The following is a 19,181-nucleotide window of genomic DNA, read 5'->3' on the forward strand; positions in this document are numbered from 1 at the left end:
TATGTAAGCCTTTTATTCTGCAGCTAAAGCGTCTTTTAATGACGCTACATCTGTGACTGAAGCCGTGTTCAGTTCTTTATTAATACGTTTAATTAAGCCACTTAATACCTTGCCTGCACCCAGCTCAATCACTGTGTCCACGCCTTGTGCAGCTAAAAACTCGATACTTTCTGTCCAACGCACCGGACTATACAGCTGACGAACCAACGCATCTTTGATTGCGGCAACATCTGCAGCTGCAACAACGTCGACATTGTTCACTACAGGTATGACAGCTGTATGAAACGAAATACTGTTTAAATCAGCTGCCAGTTTGTCTGCTGCTGGCTTCATTAAAGCGCAGTGCGAAGGTACAGATACAGGTAAAGGCAACGCACGTTTGGCACCTGCGGCTTTACAAAGTTCATTGGCACGTTCAACTGCTGCTTTGTTACCGGCAATCACCACCTGACCAGGCGAGTTGAAGTTAACAGGAGAAACCACTTCGCCCTGTGCAGCTTCAGCGCAAGCTTTGGCAATCAGCGCATCGTCCAGGCCAATAATGGCAGACATAGCACCAGTACCAGCTGGCACAGCCAGTTGCATATACTGACCACGTTTTTCCACCAGCTTGACTGCATCAGACAAGGACAATACACCAGCACAAACTAAAGCCGAGTATTCACCTAAAGAATGACCTGCTAAATAAGCAGGAGTCGCGCCGCCCTGCTCCAGCCATACACGATACACAGCAACAGAGGCTGTTAATAAGGCAGGTTGAGTGCGGTGCGTTTCGTTTAATGCGGTATCAGGACCATTGGCCACTAAGGCCCATAAGTCATAGCCTAAAGCAGCAGAAGCTTCGGCGAAGGTATCACGCACTGTTGCGAATTCAGCATGCAGTTCAGCTAACATGCCAACGCTTTGTGAACCCTGTCCTGGAAATACCAATGCAAGTTTATTGTTCATCATTGTTCCTGCAAATCTTGTCGTAATGTAATTAGTAACGAATTAAAGCTGAGGCCCAGGCAAAACCACTGCCAAAGGCTTCGAGCAAAATAGTTTGTCCACGCTGGATACGACCATCACGCACCGCTTCGTCTAAGGCTGTGGGCACTGTCGCTGCTGAGGTATTGCCGTAACGATCAAGGTTAATGACAACCTGATCCATCGACATATCCAGTTTACGGGCCACAGCTGAGATAATGCGCAGGTTGGCCTGATGTGGCACTAACCAGTCGATTTGTGATTTATCCATCTGGTTGGCAGCAAGGGTTTGCTCGACCACTTCAGATAAACGGGTGACCGCAACTTTAAAGACTTCGTTGCCTTTCATCGCGCCCCAGGAGTTATGCACTGAAGCTTCATCACCACGTATAGGGTTGTCGACATATAATAATTCGGAGTATTTGCCATCGGCATGAATATGGGTGGATAAAATACCTGGCTCGGCAGAGGCTTCTAAAATAACAGCGCCTGCAGCGTCACCAAATAAAATTACCATGCTACGATCTTCAGGGCTCATTAAACGCGATAAACAGTCAGCCCCTATCACCAGCACTCGTTTTGCCATACCACCTTTTACATACTGGTCAGCAATACTTAAGGCATAACAAAAGCCTGCACAGGCTGCTGCAACGTCAAAAGCCGGAATGCCAGGAATATCCAATTCACGCTGCACTTCGCAGGCTGCGCTTGGCAGAGCCCGGGCAGCGCTGGTAGTGGCCATGACAATCATGTCGATGGAGTTTTTGTCTATGCCAGCTGCTTCTATGGCTTTTAATGCAGCCTGAGCCCCCATAGTAGCAACAGTTTCGTTGTCCCCTATAATGCGGCGTTCTTTGATACCAGTACGTTCGATGATCCACTCGTCTGTGGTTTCAACCATGGTTTCGAGATCAGCATTGGTTCTGACCTGAGACGGAAAGTAACTTCCGGTTCCAATAATGCGTGAATACATTGGGCCCTACGCTTTGTCAATTAATACGTGTTCCAGCCTGTCTTTGATCTTCACCGGCACCTGGCGTTCAACCTCGCGCACGGCCTGACGGATGGCACTAAGAAATGCTTCTTTTGTCGCATTTCCATGACTTTTCACTACAATTCCGCGCAATCCTATCAGACTTGCCCCGTTATACTGGTCGGGGTTCACACCTAAAGACATACTTTTCAGGAAAGGTTTGATTAACCAGCCGAAAAGTTGAGCAGACATGGAGTTTTTCAGTGCAGTTTCTAAGCGTTTTAAGATGAGTTTCGCCACACCTTCACAGGTTTTCAGCGCCACATTGCCAACAAAGCCATCACATACTATGACGTCAGCTTTGCCGGAAAAAATGTCATTGCCTTCGATATAGCCAATGTAATTGATATCCGCACATTCGGATAAGAGTAAGGAGGTTCTTTTGATTTGATCCGAACCTTTGATTTCTTCTTCGCCCATATTGAGCAAAGCCACTTTGGGTTTGGCTATGCCTTCCACTTCTTCGGCCATCACAGCGCCCATCACAGCAAACTGGAATAAGGTGTCTGAATCACAATTGACCGTTGCCCCCAAATCCAGCATAAAGACCGGACTGCCGACCGTAGAAGGCAAGCTGCTGATTAAAGCAGGACGTTCAACACCGTTCAGCATCTTCAAGACAAAATGCGCCATAGCAATCAAAGCCCCGGTATTACCGGCACTGACACAAGCGGCCACTTTATTTTGATCGACTAAATCCAACGCAATACGCATCGACGACTGGCGCTTGTTGCGCAAAGCCACAGAAGGTTTGTCGGTCATCAGAACTAATTGGGAAGCATGCTGGATAGAAAGCTGAGGATGGTTTAAATAACCCGCCTGTTCTAATTCATTGGTAAGGATTTCAGAATCGCCGCAGAGGACAAGATCTACATGGGGAAATTCACACAGCGCTTCTATAGCTGCAGGAATAGTTGATTGGGGGCCATGGTCGCCCCCCATCATGTCTAAAGCTATCTTAAGTCGTAGTGGTTGCAACGAGTGCATCCAACCTTACTTAATTACTTTACGACCTTTGTAGTAACCATCTTCAGTGATGTGGTGACGACGGTGCGTCTCACCTGAAGTTGCGTCTACAGACAGCGTTGGCCCAGTCAACGCATCATGAGAACGACGCATGTCACGTCTTGCACGAGATTTTTTGTTTTGCTGTACAGCCATTGCCTTTCTCCTAAAAAAACTATTTTTTCTTCAATTCTTGCAATATTGCAAATGGGTTCGGTTTTTCTGGTTCTGGTTCTATTTCTCCCCAGCTCATCTGCACTTTGGTTGGATCACAAGATCCTTCGTCGTGCATCGGAAACAAGGGTAAAGCCAGAATTAATTCGTCCTCAACCAATTGCCTCAAGTTAACTTCGCCGTGTTCGTTTTTTTCGACCACTTCGTAGCGCTCTGGAATATCGTCATGAGCCGAATCTTTGTCACTCCGAATTGGAGTGTATGCAAAACTAGTGTTCAGTTCCAGGTTCATGTGTTCGTTACAACGTTCACATTTCACTTGTACCTGACAACGAGCCTGAGCTTCAATGAAGATCAAACCCTGTTCATCAGTTCCGCAATTTACTACTACGTCTACATCACCCTCAGAACTTACTAACGAGTCAGTTAATCTGGTTAAATTAACCAGAGGAACTATACCATCAAAGGTTGCACGTTTCTGCGCAGCTCGGGTTGGATCAAGGGTAATTGGAATTTTTACCTTTTGCATAAGGCGCGCATCATATAGATCGAGGCTAAAGCTGTCAAAGGATTCCTGCCTCTTTTTTGTTAATTTTCCCGCCTAAACCGCTGTTCTGACGGCCGTTATGGCTTAATCTACCCAAAGTGACTGATGTTGCAGCGCGACGACAAGCTTTTGAAACCCTATGAGCATAGAAAAACTATGTGATTAGGGCGAAAAAGTGCAGTCAACAAAGTTGCAACTTCAGGTAGGAAGGGTATAGTGCGGCGCATTGTCCCAACGAGGTGCATTTATGTCAACTCAAGCTTTGTATTTAGCCTCTACTTCTGTGTATCGTAAGGCTTTATTGGAAAAACTTACACCGAACTTTTCTACCGCAAAACCCGAAGTAGACGAAACCGCTTTGCCTGATGAAACACCGGAACAACTGGTTAGCCGCTTAGCTGTATTAAAAGCACAAGCTGTGGCCAATCAGCTGACTGAAGGTTTAGTTATAGGTTCAGACCAGGTGGCTGTGTTTAACGGCCAAATCCTCGGTAAGCCTCATACCGCTGAAAATGCCTACAAACAATTAAAAAGCTTTAGCGGCCATTGTGTGACCTTTTTAACCGGCTTAGCTCTGGTCAACGCCCAAACCAAACAACATCAGCTTTGTATTGAGCCTTTTAAAGTGCATTTTCGTCAACTGACGGACGTGGACATTCTTGCTTATATAAAGAGAGAGCAACCACTGAACTGCGCCGGTAGTTTTAAAAGCGAAGGTTTGGGTATCAGTTTATTTGAAAAACTAGAAGGCGATGACCCAAACAGCTTAATAGGCCTGCCGTTGATTCGTTTATTAGAGATGCTAAGAAACGAAGGTAGGGATTTGCTCACCCAGCCTTGATTAGTCCACGTAGTATCAATAGATAGCCGGATGTAGGGGCCGTGGCTTGTCCCGGCCCGACCATTGGCTCCGCGGGGCGGGTACAAGACCCGCCCCAACAATTTGATATAAACAGAAATCAAAGCGCTGTTAACAACTCCGGCAGCGAATCAATGATCGCCTTAGGCTGATAACGACTCAGCTCTTCCCTGCCATGCACACCATGAGTAACCCCAATACGCGGCATCTCTATAGCTTTCGCCATTGCCATATCGTGAATAGTGTCGCCGACCATAATAGCGCGCTGAGCGGGTAAGTTTAGTTCAGCCAGAATTTGCTTCAGCATATCAGGGCTGGGCTTCGATTCTGCTTCATCGGCGCAGCGACTGGTGGTGAAGTACGGCTCTAATCCGGTTTCTTCAAACATCCGCTTTAAGCCTTTACGTGCTTTGCCTGTCGCAACAGCTAACAAAATACCTTGTTGTTTCAGTTCTCGCATAACCTGCTCTGCCCCTGCGAATAAAGGGGTTGGCGGATGATCGTGCGATAAATACTGGTCGCGATAATGTTCAAACACCGTCTGGCGCTGTGTGGCATTGATACCAGGAAATAAAATATCAAACACAGGGTCCAGGCTCAAACCGATAATTTGTTTCACCTGATGTTCAGTGGGCACCACTAAACCAGACAGCTCTGCAGCCGAGCGCATCGACGAGACAATGCGACCCACTGAATCCATCACTGTGCCGTCCCAGTCAAATACCACTAATGCAATATCTGAACTCATGCCTATTTTCTCTTCAGTTTTTCAAGCACACTGCTTAATGCGTTATCTAAAGGCGCTTCGCAGGTTAATAGTTTGCCAGTTCCTGGATGAGTAAAAGTCAGGGTTTTAGCATGCAAATACAAACGGTTTAAGCCAAGCTTTTGCATTTGTGAGGTAAATTCGTTATCGCCGTATTTATCATCACAGGCAATGGCATGGCCTTTACAGGCGGTATGCACCCGAATTTGGTGAGTTCGACCTGTGACAGGAAAGGCTTCTACTAAAGTGCCTTCTTCATAACGCTGTAAAATTTTAAAGCGGGTTTCTGAAGGTTTACCTTGTGCTTCATCCACTTTCACCACACGCTCGCCACTTTGTAAGGTATTTTTACGCAGCGGATCTGTGACTTTTTTGATTTTGCTGTCCCACTGCCCCGCCACTAAAGCCCAGTATTTTTTCTCTACTGTTTTTAAGCGCAACTGTTCGTGCAGGTTGGTCAACACTGAGCGTTTTTTCGCAATCAATAAACAACCTGAAGTATCCCGGTCTAAACGATGCACCAATTCAAGATGACGGGCTGTTGGGCGCAGAGCACGTAAGGCTTCAATCACACCAAAAGATAAACCGCTACCACCATGCACTGCCATGCCTGTAGGTTTGTTTAACACTATTAAATCGTTGTCTTCAAAAAGAATGTGGCTTTCGAGGTTTTTCACCATGGCAAGACCAATAGACACTGGCTCTTTTTCAGGTTCGTCATGCACCACCAAAGGTGGCACCCTCACCTGATCACCGGTTTGCAGTTTGTACTCAGGTTTTATTCTTTTTTTATTAACCCGTACTTCACCTTTACGCAAAACCCGATAAATCACACTCTTTGGTATGCTCTTCAACCGTGCCATTAAGAAGTTATCTATACGTTGACCGGAATAATCTTCTTCTACATCAATGTATTGCACTGGAGTTTTGATATTTTCAGTCATGCGTTTCAGTTACTCTGCTAAGCTTAAATTAAGTTGCTATTGGTCGCTAATTAGTGGGATAATTATCGGGCTAATTATGCCAAAAACGGCAATTAGGGCGCTCATAGTGACGTAAGAGAAAATGTGAGGCACCGTTCGGGAGGCAGATCATACCGAATTCGTTGGGAAAACCAACGTATTTATACTCTGCGGGCGAGAATAACGCTATTTGTCTGAAGTAATGCTGCGTAATTTATTACTGACAGAGACAAAACACAGATTCCGGTCACTTAGGCAAAAAAAAATTGCGACAACGCAGCGCGGTATCGCGCGATCTCTGTGTCAGATCACAGCAAAAAACATTTAAGTGCGGCCCTGACAAGGCGGCGCAAAATATACCCGAACTGCTGAAGGTTAGAGTAAGGTGACACGCAGGCTCGCTATGACGGACTAAGATCCCTCAGATGAAGCCACAGAAGTCAACCTGAAGTAACGCAAAGGTGAAGGTATAAAATGAGTTAGCTCAAGCATCCCCAGTCGAGAGACTGCAGCATTGATATGTTTGACCATCTGAAACGCGGACGCAGGATGTCGTTGCGTTGTGGCCTATGCAATAGAGTCACAAAACAATGAAAAGAATGTTAATTAACGCCACGCAGGAAGAAGAAATCCGCGTAGCACTTGTCGATGGACAAAAATTATACGACCTGGATATCGAAAGCCCAGGACACGAACAGAAAAAAGCAAATATCTACAAAGGACGAATCACCCGGGTTGAGCCCAGTCTGGAAGCAGCTTTTGTTGATTATGGCTCTGAACGACATGGCTTTTTACCTCTGAAAGAAATCTCCCGCGAATATTTCCCTGCCGGTTATACCTTTGACGGTCGCCCAAATATTAAAGAAGTAGTCAAAGAAGGTCAGGAAGTTATTATCCAGATTGATAAAGAAGAACGTGGCCAAAAAGGTGCAGCCTTAACCACTTTTATCTCTTTAGCTGGTTCTTATTTAGTACTGATGCCTAACAATCCACGTGCCGGCGGTATTTCCCGTCGTATCGAAGGTGACGAGCGTCAGGACTTAAAAGACTCTTTGGATCAATTACAACTGCCAGACGGCATGGGTTTAATAGTGCGTACCGCTGGTGTGGGTAAGTCTCACGAAGAGCTGGATTACGACTTAAAAGCCTTATTAAAGCACTGGTCTGCTATTACGCATGAAGCACAAAACCGCCCTGCTCCATTCCTGATCCATCAGGAAAGCAACGTGGTATTCCGCGCTATTCGTGATTATCTGCGCCGTGATGTCGGTGAAATACTGATCGACAACCCACGTATTTTCGAAGAAGCCAAAGTTTATATTCAGCAATTCCGTCCTGATTTTGCCCACCGCGTCAAAATGTATCAGGGCGAAGTGCCGCTGTTTATGCATTTCCAGATTGAAACTCAAATCGAGTCAGCCTTCCGCCGTGAAGTGCGTTTACCTTCTGGTGGCTCTATCGTGATCGACAGCACTGAAGCCTTAACAGCCATTGACATCAACTCGTCAAAAGCAACTAAAGGCGGTGACATCGAAGAAACAGCCTTTAATACCAACTTAGAAGCAGCCGATGAAATTGCCCGTCAGTTACGTTTACGTGACTTAGGTGGTTTGATTGTGATCGACTTCATCGATATGACGCCAGTGCGTCATCAACGTGAAGTAGAAAACCGCTTAAAAGACGCCGTAAAACAAGACCGTGCCCGCGTACAGATTGGCCGCATTTCACGTTTTGGTTTACTGGAAATGTCACGTCAACGTTTACGTCCTTCACTGGGCGAGTCTGCGACTCATGTGTGTCCACGTTGTCATGGCCGCGGCACTATTCGCAGCACTGAGTCTTCCGCTCTGTCGATTTTACGTTTAATCGAAGAAGAAGCTATTAAAGACAACACCAGTCAAATTCATGCTCAGGTGCCTGTCTCAGTTGCGACCTACCTGATGAACGAAAAACGTGATTCAGTGCGTCGTATAGAGAGCCGTCACGGTATCCGGATTTACATCATCCCTAACGAACATATGGAAACGCCAAACTATGAAGTGACGCGTATTCGTATCGACGAAGAGATTGAAGAATCCAGCTACAACATGGTGAAAGCACCTGCGGTCGGCAGTGCTGTGTATCACCCTATTGGCGAAACAGTAAAAGAAAAACCAGCAGTATCCGCCATTAATATGGCTGAAGCTTCTTCCTCTGCCGCGCCAGCTGCAGCTGCAACCCGTAAAGTTGAAGTGGCTGAAGTAAAAGATGCAGGCCCTGGCCTGGTTGAATCTGTAGTGGGTTGGTTTAAATCTTTATTCGCTGCTGCACCTGCACCAGAGAAAAAGGTAGAAGAAGCCCCGCGTCGCAACAATAACCGTGATAACAACAGACGTCGTAACAACAAAAATCGCCGCCGTCAGGAAGGGGATGAAAAAGTTGCAAAAGACGACAACGCTAGTCCAGCGAAAACTGAACGCACTACTGAGCGTACTGCAGAACAACGAGCGCCAAGACAGGATAAGGCTCGTCAGGAACGTGGTGAGCGCCAGGAACGTGGAGAACGTTCAGAGCGAGCTGAACGAGGCGAGCGTAACGAACGTCAGGAACAGAAGAAACCTGTATCAGAACGTCCAGCTCCGGTCAAAGCCGTAGATCACGACGAAGAGCACAGCACTAAGATTGTTGAGCGCCGTCAACGTCGTCAGATGCGCAAGTCTGTTCGTCACGAAAAAGAAGGCGTTGAAGCAGTTGTAGTAACAACAGCTGTTGAAGCAGCTGTGGTAGCTACACCTGTTGTTGAGACCGCTGTAGTTGCACCTGTAGCCATCGACACTGTTGTAGCGGAAATTGCCGCGGCAGAACCAGTCACAGCGGCTGAAGCACCTGTTCAGGCCGATGCTGTTGAAGCTGACACTGTGGCTACAGATGCGGGTGAAACAACTGGTGCAGAAAGCTCTGATGCGGAAAAAGAAGCCGCTGAAGGTCGTAGCCGCAGCCGTCGTTCTCCTCGTCATTTACGTGCTGCTGGCCAGAAACGTAAAAAAGAACAACAGGACCAGGAAGCTGAAGAAGCTTTAGCTGCCCGTTACCCTGAAGATCAGGAGGCTGCGGTAAGCACTGAACAGCAACTGGATCTGCCTATCGCTGAAGAAGCGAAAGAAGTGGCTGTTGTTGAAGCTAAACCAGCTCCTGTCGTTGAAACTGCATCTGTTGCTGCTGAACCAGCTCCGGTCGTTGAAGCTGCACCTGTTGCTGCTGAACCAGCGCCAGTGGTTGAAACTGCACCTGTAGCTGCTGAGCCAGCGCCAGTGGTTGAAACTGCACCTGTAGCTGCTGAGCCAGCGTCAGTGGTTGAAACTGCACCTGTAGCTGCTGAACCAGCGCCAGTGGTTGAAACTGCACCTGTAGCTGCTGAACCAGCGTCAGTGATTGAAGCTGCACCTGTAGCTGCTGAACCAGCGCCAGTGATTGAAGCTGCACCTGTAGCTGCTGAACCAGCTACAGTGGTTGAAACTGCACCTGATGCTGAAGAAGCTCCAAAAGCCAAAACACGTAAAGCGCCTGCGAAAAAAGTAGTAGCTGAAGTGAAAGCTCCGGTTGCTGCTGCTAACAGATACGCAAAAATGGTGACTGCGGATATGACTAAGCCAGTAGCCAAAGCTGAAGCTCTGGCTACTGTTGAAGCAGCACCTCAGGCAACTAGCATGGATAACAGCGAACGACCACTGGTCATCAGCTCAGAACGTCCTGGTGGCTCAGCCTCTGCCCGTCAGATGAGTGTTGCTCCTATGACAAAACCAGGTTCAGTTGAATAAGCTGGTTTAAAACCCAAAAGAGAGGCCACCGCAAGGTGGCCTTTTTGTTTGCTGTGTCAAAGTACGCGATCACTGTCTAAGTGTTGTTACTCTGATGCAAAATGCGTCAGTACTTTCTCAAGCACTTGCTGACGAATTTCATCCTGCTCAAATAAGAGTTCATGTTTTGCGCCCTGAATCACCTGTAAACCACCCACACAGCCTGAATTTGGGTTCTGTGCTAATGCAGCACAAAACTCTTGTTGTGCAGTTGCTGACACTATAGTGTCTAGCTCTGCCTGCATTACCAGCACAGGAATTTTGATCTGGCCAGACTGCTGTTGCATGTCTGGCAATACAGCGCAGGCCTGATCCAACCAGCCCCAGGTGGCGCCACCTAATTGCAGCTGCGGATTGTCCTGATATAAAGTTTGCATCCACTGATAACGCTCTCTCGAACCGGTCAGCTCATTACCTTCAAATGAACCTGCGGCATAAGGCTTGTCCGCAAAACCGGCGTAACCTTCTGTGGAAAATAGTGTCACTGTTGATGCAAGACGACAGGCATCCCACTCGTCATAGGCCAGCTTGCCATTAATACCGTGCATAGGTGCAGACAACGCGGCTTTTTGAAATACATCCGGGTGCTGCTGTAAATACAAGGTACTGATAGCGCCGCCCATAGAATGGCCTAGCAGATACAAAGGCCGCTTCTGATCAGCCTGCACTTTTTCAGCCTGCACAACCTGGCTGATCAACTGATGCATATCGTCAATATACTGCTGGAAATTTTCGATATGCCCTTTATGTGGATTATCTGTTAAACGAGGCGATACTCCCTGCCCTCTGTGATCAAACATCAGCACCTGATAACCCTGCTGTGTCAGCTCATAAGCGAGTTCCTGATACTTTAAATAAGATTCAGTGCGGCCATTCACCACTACGACAGTGGCCTTTATTTGCTCCGGCACAGCTTGTTCAGGCTTAACCACTACATAGTGCAGGCTGGAGCCGTCCTTTAGCTCTAGTTTTTGCGCTACCACGCCTTGCCAGAACGGAGCAATCTGCTGTTGATACGACACGGCGAAGTTATCTGTGGCCTTTACCTGAGCTGTATAGACGCAGCAGAAGAGTGCTGCAGTCAGCAACGAATACCTCAATTTCATAAATGGTCCTTATTTGTTCCTGCTCAGCAAGCCGATCACTGAATATCTTATTTTGTCATGGTAATACATTGCTCTGGCTAAATCCTGTGGGTCCAACGACTGATTTTCCAGCACCACTAATGTCAGTTTGTGCTGCGGAAAATAATTAAACGCCGAAACATAACCTGGGATATAACCACTATGGCTCCATTCTATTCCTGCTGCAGTTTGCGAAATTTGCACCCCATAACCGTAATAGACTTCACCCCATCGATGCGGACGCAAAATCCCCGCTGTCGTCATTTGTCGCAGGCTGGTTTTAGTCAGATGTTGCTGCATACATAAAGGCAAGAGTGCGACATCAGCGGCTGATGAAATTAAACCACCACTGGGCTCTGCTTCAACCGGCATAAAACCTTTCATGGCTTTTAGTTGCCCCTGCTCTTCATACCAGCCTTGAATTGCTCTCTCTGCCTTGTCAGCAAAACCAGTGCTGTGCATCTGGCATTGACTCAACACTTGTGCTGCTAACTCAGCATAAGGCCGCTTTGTGACAGCAGTCAGAATTTGACCAAGCAACTGGAAATTTAAATTGTTATAACGGAACTGACCATAGTTCTGCTGAGTATTGACATCCACCAGACCAGAGCTGTGGTTCAACAAATCAGCAACTTGTACTGACGCGGTCCAAGGCTGCTTAAGTTCAGGTAAATAGCGTTTTACCTGTGCCTGTAAATCCAGAGTCCCCTTCTGCACCTGCTGCATCACTAACACAGCAGCCAGAGTTTTACTGATGGAGCCAACAAAAAATGCGCTGTGTTGATCAAAAGACTTACCCTGTAAAGTACTGCCTTGTTGATAGTGCCATAGAACTTCTGTCCCTTGCATAAGCAAGGCTGTGCCCTGAAACGCAGGGCGACCTTCTATTTTTTCTTGGATCTGTGTAGTTAAAAGTTCTGCATCAGAGGTAGAAAGTGGTACATCTGAACCTAGTGTATAACCGGAGAAAAATAAAAAAGGGATAACTAAGATCCTGAACATAAGCAATTGAACTCACAACTGATCATAAAAAAGGCCAAGTCTACCTTGAGCCTTCATCGCTGTAAGCAGAGTCAGAAACTATTTATTTTACAGGGAACGCCATGAGCCAATCCACAGCCTTTGTGATCGCAGCAGGCTGCTGGAATAGCACCAGATGGTCAGAATCTTTAAGCTCTACATACTGACCACCAGAACGATCTGCTTGCTGTTTACTCCAACCATCCCCCTCCTGTTGCCAGGCCAGCAACTGCGATTTTTGCTCAGGGTTCTGGTTGATTTGTTGTTGCTCAAAATCTGAATTGATCACTGACACGGGCCGCTTAGTGTAAAAAGGCAGAGCCTGATAGGCATCCAAATCGTCAGCGTAGGCGGCAATTTCTTTCGCCCTGTTTTGCTGGCGTTCAATGCGAAGTCGTTGCTGTGCCATAAAATCAAAATAAGCCCAGTCCATTTGATTGGCATAATCTGCCGGCACTAGCTTTTGCACCAGTTGTCGCTCTTGCTGCAGCTTTTTATCAGTGCGTTCTGTCCAGACGCCAGTTTCTAACGCTGGCAACAGTTGTGCCAGATTCGCCTTATACCAATCCGCAGGATAACCTTTGTACAAAGCAATGGAGCCAGGCAGAGGAATATCCGGGTCAATCAGCAGCAGCCCCCTGATCTTTTGTGTGGAATTTTGATGAGCGAATAACAAAGCAGACACAGAACTACTGGCAAAACTGAGCAGCAGGATTTCCGGTTCATTCAACTCAGTCAACACTAAGGCTAAATCCTCAGCAAAACGCCTGTAGGACGGATTATTTACCTCTGAACTCAGGCCCTGGCCCAATCTGTCTATGGCATAAGTTCGGTATTTTGCGGCCAGTACAGCTTGTAGTAACGCAAACCAGCCACTGTCACTGTGCCAGTGCTCATTGGGACCAGACAGCAATACTACAGCTGGCCCTTTGTGCGCCAGCCCTGCTGAGCGCAGCTGAAACTCTGCGCCGCCAGCTTTTATTAGTCTCACGCCTTCAGGTAAGGCTTCTGCAGCTTTTACTTCTGTCGTACTTATCCATCCAATCACAAGGTAAAATACCAGCCATTTCAACAGGGTCATTAGGGTGCTCCATCTATAAAACTCTGATGTTGCATCAGAAAAAGACAGTAAGAACACAAGTGTTAAGGACATTTTTATGATAAAAAGCTTACCCTTAGCCAAAGCATCTTTCCGGACTTTTTGATCTATGCCTGCACAGCACACTCATCAGCAATTTTTGATTGGCCAACTGACCTTTGACTCCGGCAGCCGTGAGCTGTGCTCTGCGACAGAGCGCTTGTATCTGGAACCTCAGGCTTACCAGCTGTTATCGCTTTTTATTACAGCTGAACAAGGCCAGCTGAGCCGCGACCAAATGATTGAGCTGCTGTGGGCTGGTCGGGTAGTCAGCGAAAGTGCCATTAATAAATCTGTGTCTTTATTACGCAAAGCTTTTGCTCAGTTAGACCCGGCAACCACTTATATTGAAACCCTGCCTAAAGTGGGTTATCGGCTTTGCCAGACTGTAACACCACAAATGACAGAAATGTCTGAGAAGGCAGAGAACGTGCAACACGCAGTGAATTCAACAGCAAAACCTGCCATAGAGGTTGAAAGCACCACTGCAGCACACCCAGCTGTAGTAAAAAGCTCTGGCCTCAAAACCAAACTGATACTGGGTGTACTTTGGACTGCCCCGCTGCTGTTTTTTGTACTGTGGTTTTTTATTACGCTGGCCCCTGAACCAGAAAAATTGCCAACACCTTATATCAACGAACCAGTGCCGGTCAGTCATGCGCAGGGCGTTGACTATGATTTAAGTCTGAGTAAAGACGGCTCAACGTTATTGTATCTTTCTGCAGAAGCAGGAAAAAAACAGCTGATATTACAGCAGGATCCAGGAAAAACTCAGCTGTTAGCCGAAGACAAAGACCTGTTAACCGCAGCTTTAAGCCCGGATGGCTTACAAGTGTTGTGGGTCAAACAGCATCAACAAGGCTGTGTTGTTGAGTGGTTTTTAATTGAAGCACCTGATCAAAAGAAAACTGTAGCGTCGTGCAACACGGATTCAGTGGTGAAAATCGCCTGGCAAAACGACAGCAAAGGCTTTTACCTGCGTGACAGAGCAAACAAAATCCAGCCTTATGCCTTAAGCCGGTATCGTTTGGATACCATGGCCAAAGAGCAGATCACCAACCCGCTCAGTGCAGAAAGCCCTACAGGAGAGCTGGCGTTTGCCGAATCTGATGACGGTAAAAAACTGGCTGTACTGCGTTATCTGGAAAACCAACAGACTCAGTTATTTATACTCGATAGCAGCAGCTTTGCCGTATTAACGCAAAAAACCTTGCCGCTGCAAGCAACGAACATCGACTGGTTAGCCGATCAGTTACTGCTAAGTAAAGACGCTGAACTGCTGCAATATAACGCTGACACAGATCAGCTGGAGTTCTTGTTTTATACCGGCCGCACTGTGCAGTCGCTTGCAGTGGTGGATCAACAGATTTATTACGCTGACTATGAACTGGACGCTGATATCTGGCAGCATGACCTAAAAGCCGATAAAGCCAGGATCCGTATAGGTAGCAGCAAGGTCGACCGCATGCCACGCGTTAATCATAAGGGCGATTTAGCCTTTTTAAGCCAGCGCAGTGGCAAAGATCAGATTTGGCTACAACCTGCAGGTCAAAACGAGTACCAACTGGCTGATTTACCTGGTTCTCCTGCTTTTGTGCGGCTGCAATGGTCACCGGATGGCGAGTCACTGATTTTTAGCAAAGACGGCGCTTTATGGCAACTGATGGTCGCTTCAGGTCAAAGCAGAGTGTTAGTTGCGCCAGATAAACAAGTGGAAGTGGCCAACTGGATGGCAGATGGCAGCGGCATTATTTACTGCAGTAAACAAAGCGGCGACTGGCAACTGTGGCAGCTGGATTTGACCACAGCAACAAGCAAACAACTGACACAACAAGGTGGCTACAGCGGTTATCTGGTGAAGGATCAGCTGTATTTCAGCAAGTTTCATCAGGATGGCTTATTTGTACTGGATCTAATCTCTGGCGAGGAACAGCAGCTGATCGCTGATTTCAACAAAATTAACTGGCTGAACTGGAGCTTGTCCGACGGCCAGATTTATTACTATCAACCTGATCAGGGTATCCGTCAGTATCAGCTACAAAACAAAGAAAACAGCCTGCTGTTGGCCACGCCGGAGCGTTTTGTTCATCATTACGACATTCAGAACCAGCAGCTGTTTTATGTAAAAGCAGGTGTGCCTAAAGGCGATATTTATAAGCTGGCGCCTGCGCTCGACAAAACAAAATAACACCAGTACTGGTTGTAAAAGTGAGTATTGCTTAAAGCAGTACTTTTTCTCCCAACTGAAACAAGGCCTTTACAATAAGGCCTTGTTTCACCTGATAACTACATAACATCTCCACATGACCTCGGCCTTCAGGGAAGTTACGCTGTATAAGTTCATGGTCTATCACCCAATCCCCCATCACCATGCGATTTAATAGTTTTGCATGCAGGTCCGGTTCGGAAAAACGCAAACTGATACGCTGCTGCATTTCATCATGGCCTCTGGCTAATACTGTACCGTGAAAATCCAGTTGCACCGCATCCGGATGATAACAAGAGAGCCAGGCTCCGATATTTTTACTGTTGTAAGCATCCAGTTGCTGCTGGATCAGTTGTACTGGATCCAGCTGTTGTATTGTGTTTGTCATCAGAGTTTTACCTTGTGATAAAACTCTGATGATCGGCAAAAGCAGCTAAAAATACCAGCTCTGCTTTGGAAACTCAGAGTTGCTGCCCTGACTCTGGTTTTTGCTCTTGCCACATGCATCGGCTTACGACACGAACAACACGCTGCCCCAGATAAAAAGCAGTCTGCAAGTCAGGTTGTTCTATAGCTCCATCTACGGCTCTGACAATTAAACCTGCCTGAGCTCCAAGCCGGTTGGGCGATTTCACATCACCAGCACCAGCCAAATCCAGGCCAGTCCAGAGCATACCCTGCTGCGCTGCCAGAATTTGCAAGTAATGCAAGCTATGCAATGTATCTCCACAGTAACCTGTGCCTACAGTAAAACCCGCTGCCACTTTATCGGCCCAAAGCTGCTTGCCCCAACGGTCGCCCGCCGTAGCATCAGCAAAAGCTTTAAATTGTGAGGATACAGAGCCCATAAAGGTTGGAGAGCCAAAAATCACCCCATCAGCCTGATCGATGGCGTCAAGCAAGGAACTATTTCTGTAACGCCCTTGTATTATGTCTTCCCCTTCAATTCGAAGTAGCTGCACATCAACAGCCATCCCTGAACTGCAACCTGCAGCTATAGCTTCAGCCAACTGTGCTGTGGTGCCTGTAACTGAGTGATACACAATGACAATCTTCATTGGCTGGCCTCCGCTTTTACTGGCATTACAGCTACTGCGGCTTTATGTTGGCCAAGCCAGACTCCTGTCAGCACTAATACCATGCCCAGACTTTGCACCAAGGTCAGATGCTGATCCAACACCACTAAACCAAGCACTGTGGCACTTAACGGGCTTAGCAAACTAAAACCTGTGACTGCACTGGCAGACATTCGCATCACGCCCCGCAGCCAGAACACGTAAGTCAGGCCGGTCCCAATCAAACCCAGCCACAGATAACCCAGAATATGAGTCAGACTAAGACTTTGTGGCAGCGTTTCCACGCTAAAAGCCAGCGGTAATAAAAATAAGCCGCCCACGCTAAGCTGCCAGCTGGTGAGCACCAGCGCACTGACAGGAGGTTGCCACTTTTTCGTTAATAAAGTGCCACAAGCCATAGCTAAGGCGCCGGCTGCTGCAGCCATTATTCCTATGCTATCCAATTGGGCCGCGGGTCCAAGCACTAACATAGCGACCCCCAATAAACCTGATAAAGCTGCAATCCAGCTGAGCCACGAAGTGCGACCACCCAACACTGCCCAGCTCAAGATCACCACAACTAAAGGCTGAATTGCCCCTACTGTCGCAGCCACGCCGCCAGGTAAACGATAAGCGGCAACAAAGAGCAGCGCCTGAAACACGCCAATATTTAAAAAACCTAACAAAAAGATCTTTCCCCACCAGCCCGCTGTTGGTAACTGACGTAACCATAACAACATCAACAGCCCAACCGGCAAGGTACGTAAAGCGGCAGATAACAAAGGTACATCAGGGGGTAAAAATTCTGTGGTCACTAAGTAGGTGCTGCCCCAAATCAGCGGGGCTAAAGCGGTTAACCAGGGATCATACCAACGGGATACAACTGAACTCATTACAAAACACTCCTTTTACAGTACTTAGTGCACAGACTTAAAATCTGCCGCCACTGTAAAAGCTCAAGCTAACTTGAGGTCAAGAAGAATTTAAATGATTTTTTAATGGATTAGAGTTTCAGCCACATCAGATAACCAGCAACAGCTTTGCCCTGAACTATGGTCACTTGCGGTATAGTTTCCATTTTTTGAAAACCAGCTTTTTTCAGCACCTGCATAGAGGCCAGATTTTCTGTCGCCACACAGGCCAATAAAACCATCAATCCCATCTGTTTTGCTTGTTGCATTAACTCATATAAAGCGAAACTGGCAACACCTTTACCAGACCAGTGTTCCGCAATGCGATAGCCGACATACGCAGTTTTTGTCACCTGATCGATGTCTTTTAAATTAGCTCTGCCGATCAGTTCCTTTTCTGCATTAAAAATCAGCTATATGCTGCTGTACAGCGGCTGGCTGATAAAATTCGTCCGGTCGCGCTTCAATACTTTGCTCAAAGAAGCTTTTGTGGACCAACTCAAACTGAAGCACAACCTCGACATCATCTGCCTGTAAAGCACGGATAGAGTAGCCCGGCATTTAAACAGGCCCACTCGCTGGCAGCACTGGTGTACCCTGATGAAACACCATTTGCCAGCCGAGGCTATTGAGTTGCCATAAAGAGCTGCGCAGCGACAGTTTAGTTTGCATCTCTCCCGCTTTACGTAATTTGGCTTTGTAGAGCACCTGAGCCACATCTTTAGATAATAAACGCACTTCAAAATCAAAAGCTTCCACCCAAGGCGCTTGTTCTTCCGGCAATCGTTGCAACACATGGGCTTTACCAAAACGCACACCGGAGGCTGCGATCTCTTCAAAACCATTAGCCAGCAACAGGTTCAACCGCGCTTTATTTCGCCTGGTTTCTGGTTGCTGTAACTGCAATTCCAGTGCAATCAGTTGCTTTGTTAGCTCTTTATATTGTTCTGATGTCACGACGCTAGACTCTATGCTTTTTGCTGATTCGCCGTTTTACCTTAGTTCGTCGAATAGACGCAAGTCACAGTCGCAAGTTTTTCTAAAAGCATGACACTTCAGGTTCGTTAGCGCACAGACTCCGCAGCAGCCAAGGGTCAGTATCAAGTTATCCGACCTCCACACAGTTCGGCCCAACGGAGACTTTGTTATGCGCTTATCTACTGGTTTTACATCATCTTTGATGCTGCTTGCGGTTTTTACACTGACCGCCTGTGATAAATCAACTCCAACCTACCCTACCTCTACGACGGCGGAAGATGACAAAAGTGCAGTTGCAAATGCAGCAGACAGCGCAGTTCCGGTCGCCATGTCAGACGCGAACATCAGCAATGATGTAAAAACCGCTTTATTGCGTAATGAAGAATTAAAGGACTTTCAGATCAACGTTGTCTCAACCAAAGGGGACGTCCGATGAACAGGGGTAATCAACAGCCAAAGCCAAATTAATCAGGCCATCCTTATTGCTGAAGGAGTGGTTGGCGTGAAGGCTGTGCATGACGAATTAACCTTGCAACAATAATCCACAACTCCGTCACTTTTACAGAGTGACGGAATATTCTGTTTTATTCTCTGATCCCTG

General features: G+C 47.1%; 21 protein-coding genes. 5 read left to right on the forward strand and 16 right to left on the reverse strand.

Features of this window, described 5'->3' with window-relative positions:
- Positions 1-12 precede the first annotated feature (12 nt).
- The 5 genes from fabD to yceD are packed head-to-tail and all read right to left on the reverse strand — an operon-like array spanning position 13 to position 3,707.
- The gene (gene fabD, locus EK374_RS11330) at positions 13-948 is read right to left on the reverse strand and encodes an ACP S-malonyltransferase (protein ID WP_127023425.1); all 936 of its coding nucleotides are present in this window, start codon (positions 946-948) and stop codon (positions 13-15) included.
- Between the two features lie 31 nt (positions 949-979).
- Complete coding sequence (locus tag EK374_RS11335) at positions 980-1,939, reverse strand: beta-ketoacyl-ACP synthase III (RefSeq protein ID WP_127023428.1); 960 nt, start codon at positions 1,937-1,939, stop codon at positions 980-982.
- Between the two features lie 6 nt (positions 1,940-1,945).
- Positions 1,946-2,986, reverse strand: coding sequence for a phosphate acyltransferase PlsX (gene plsX / locus EK374_RS11340; protein WP_206099187.1), 1,041 nt, complete (start codon positions 2,984-2,986; stop codon positions 1,946-1,948).
- Between the two features lie 6 nt (positions 2,987-2,992).
- Positions 2,993-3,160, reverse strand: coding sequence for a 50S ribosomal protein L32 (gene rpmF / locus EK374_RS11345; RefSeq protein ID WP_008898943.1), 168 nt, complete (start codon positions 3,158-3,160; stop codon positions 2,993-2,995).
- A 19-nt stretch (positions 3,161-3,179) separates the two neighbouring features.
- On the reverse strand, positions 3,180-3,707 hold the full coding sequence (yceD, locus tag EK374_RS11350) for a 23S rRNA accumulation protein YceD (RefSeq protein WP_127023431.1): 528 nt from the start codon (positions 3,705-3,707) through the stop codon (positions 3,180-3,182).
- Between the two features lie 265 nt (positions 3,708-3,972).
- Between yceD and EK374_RS11355 the strand changes: the two genes are divergently transcribed.
- Positions 3,973-4,566 carry a Maf family protein gene (locus EK374_RS11355; protein WP_127023434.1) on the forward strand — a complete coding sequence of 198 codons (594 nt, stop codon included), beginning with the start codon at positions 3,973-3,975 and terminating at the stop codon, positions 4,564-4,566.
- Positions 4,567-4,684: 118 nt separating this feature from the next.
- Here EK374_RS11355 and EK374_RS11360 read toward each other — a convergent pair whose 3' ends face one another.
- The gene (locus tag EK374_RS11360; RefSeq protein WP_127023437.1) at positions 4,685-5,332 is read right to left on the reverse strand and encodes an HAD family hydrolase; all 648 of its coding nucleotides are present in this window, start codon (positions 5,330-5,332) and stop codon (positions 4,685-4,687) included.
- 2 nt (positions 5,333-5,334) lie between these two features.
- Positions 5,335-6,294 (reverse strand): 23S rRNA pseudouridine(955/2504/2580) synthase RluC, encoded by a 960-nt coding sequence (rluC, locus tag EK374_RS11365; protein ID WP_127023440.1) that lies wholly within the window; start codon positions 6,292-6,294, stop codon positions 5,335-5,337.
- A gap of 608 nt (positions 6,295-6,902) precedes the next feature.
- On the opposite strand from rluC, the gene rne reads away from it, so the two are divergent.
- Entirely contained in the window at positions 6,903-10,109 is a 3,207-nt protein-coding gene (gene rne, locus EK374_RS11370; protein WP_127023443.1) for a ribonuclease E, read from the forward strand.
- An 86-nt stretch (positions 10,110-10,195) separates the two neighbouring features.
- On the opposite strand, the gene EK374_RS11375 is transcribed toward rne, so the two are convergent.
- The 3 genes from EK374_RS11375 to EK374_RS11385 form a co-directional block, all read right to left on the reverse strand.
- Positions 10,196-11,254 (reverse strand): alpha/beta fold hydrolase, encoded by a 1,059-nt coding sequence (locus EK374_RS11375; RefSeq protein ID WP_127023446.1) that lies wholly within the window; start codon positions 11,252-11,254, stop codon positions 10,196-10,198.
- A gap of 9 nt (positions 11,255-11,263) precedes the next feature.
- Positions 11,264-12,274 (reverse strand): serine hydrolase domain-containing protein, encoded by a 1,011-nt coding sequence (locus EK374_RS11380; protein WP_127023449.1) that lies wholly within the window; start codon positions 12,272-12,274, stop codon positions 11,264-11,266.
- 82 nt (positions 12,275-12,356) lie between these two features.
- Entirely contained in the window at positions 12,357-13,373 is a 1,017-nt protein-coding gene (locus tag EK374_RS11385) for an alpha/beta fold hydrolase (RefSeq protein ID WP_164731862.1), read from the reverse strand.
- A gap of 127 nt (positions 13,374-13,500) precedes the next feature.
- Between EK374_RS11385 and EK374_RS11390 the strand changes: the two genes are divergently transcribed.
- Positions 13,501-15,618, forward strand: coding sequence for a winged helix-turn-helix domain-containing protein (locus EK374_RS11390; RefSeq protein WP_127023455.1), 2,118 nt, complete (start codon positions 13,501-13,503; stop codon positions 15,616-15,618).
- A 31-nt stretch (positions 15,619-15,649) separates the two neighbouring features.
- On the opposite strand, the gene EK374_RS11395 is transcribed toward EK374_RS11390, so the two are convergent.
- The 6 genes from EK374_RS11395 to EK374_RS11415 form a co-directional block, all read right to left on the reverse strand.
- A complete protein-coding gene (locus EK374_RS11395; RefSeq protein ID WP_127023458.1) occupies positions 15,650-16,024 on the reverse strand; it encodes a nuclear transport factor 2 family protein in 375 nt (124 codons plus the stop codon).
- A gap of 73 nt (positions 16,025-16,097) precedes the next feature.
- Positions 16,098-16,694, reverse strand: coding sequence for a flavodoxin family protein (locus EK374_RS11400; RefSeq protein ID WP_127023461.1), 597 nt, complete (start codon positions 16,692-16,694; stop codon positions 16,098-16,100).
- Positions 16,691-17,584 carry an EamA family transporter gene (locus tag EK374_RS11405; RefSeq protein WP_127023464.1) on the reverse strand — a complete coding sequence of 298 codons (894 nt, stop codon included), beginning with the start codon at positions 17,582-17,584 and terminating at the stop codon, positions 16,691-16,693. Before EK374_RS11405 ends, EK374_RS11400 begins: the two co-directional genes overlap by 4 nt.
- Before the next feature lie 110 nt (positions 17,585-17,694).
- Positions 17,695-18,015, reverse strand: coding sequence for a GNAT family N-acetyltransferase (locus tag EK374_RS11410; protein WP_127023467.1), 321 nt, complete (start codon positions 18,013-18,015; stop codon positions 17,695-17,697).
- Positions 18,005-18,163: a hypothetical protein gene (locus EK374_RS20680; protein WP_164731863.1), complete on the reverse strand. Its 159-nt coding sequence runs from the start codon at positions 18,161-18,163 to the stop codon at positions 18,005-18,007. The genes EK374_RS11410 and EK374_RS20680 overlap by 11 nt, the downstream gene beginning before the upstream one ends.
- On the reverse strand, positions 18,164-18,559 hold the full coding sequence (locus EK374_RS11415) for a nuclear transport factor 2 family protein (RefSeq protein WP_127023470.1): 396 nt from the start codon (positions 18,557-18,559) through the stop codon (positions 18,164-18,166).
- Positions 18,560-18,749: 190 nt separating this feature from the next.
- Here EK374_RS11415 and EK374_RS11420 point away from each other — a divergent pair, with 190 nt between their 5' ends.
- Together EK374_RS11420 and EK374_RS21135 are read left to right on the forward strand one after the other, a co-directional pair.
- Positions 18,750-19,016: a BON domain-containing protein gene (locus tag EK374_RS11420; protein WP_127023473.1), complete on the forward strand. Its 267-nt coding sequence runs from the start codon at positions 18,750-18,752 to the stop codon at positions 19,014-19,016.
- Positions 19,017-19,025: 9 nt separating this feature from the next.
- The gene (locus EK374_RS21135) at positions 19,026-19,121 is read left to right on the forward strand and encodes a BON domain-containing protein (RefSeq protein ID WP_127026519.1); all 96 of its coding nucleotides are present in this window, start codon (positions 19,026-19,028) and stop codon (positions 19,119-19,121) included.
- The last annotated feature ends 60 nt before the right edge of the window (positions 19,122-19,181 follow it).

The organism is Rheinheimera mangrovi (genome assembly GCF_003990335.1).
Taxonomy (GTDB): Bacteria; Pseudomonadota; Gammaproteobacteria; order Enterobacterales; family Alteromonadaceae; genus Pararheinheimera; species Pararheinheimera mangrovi.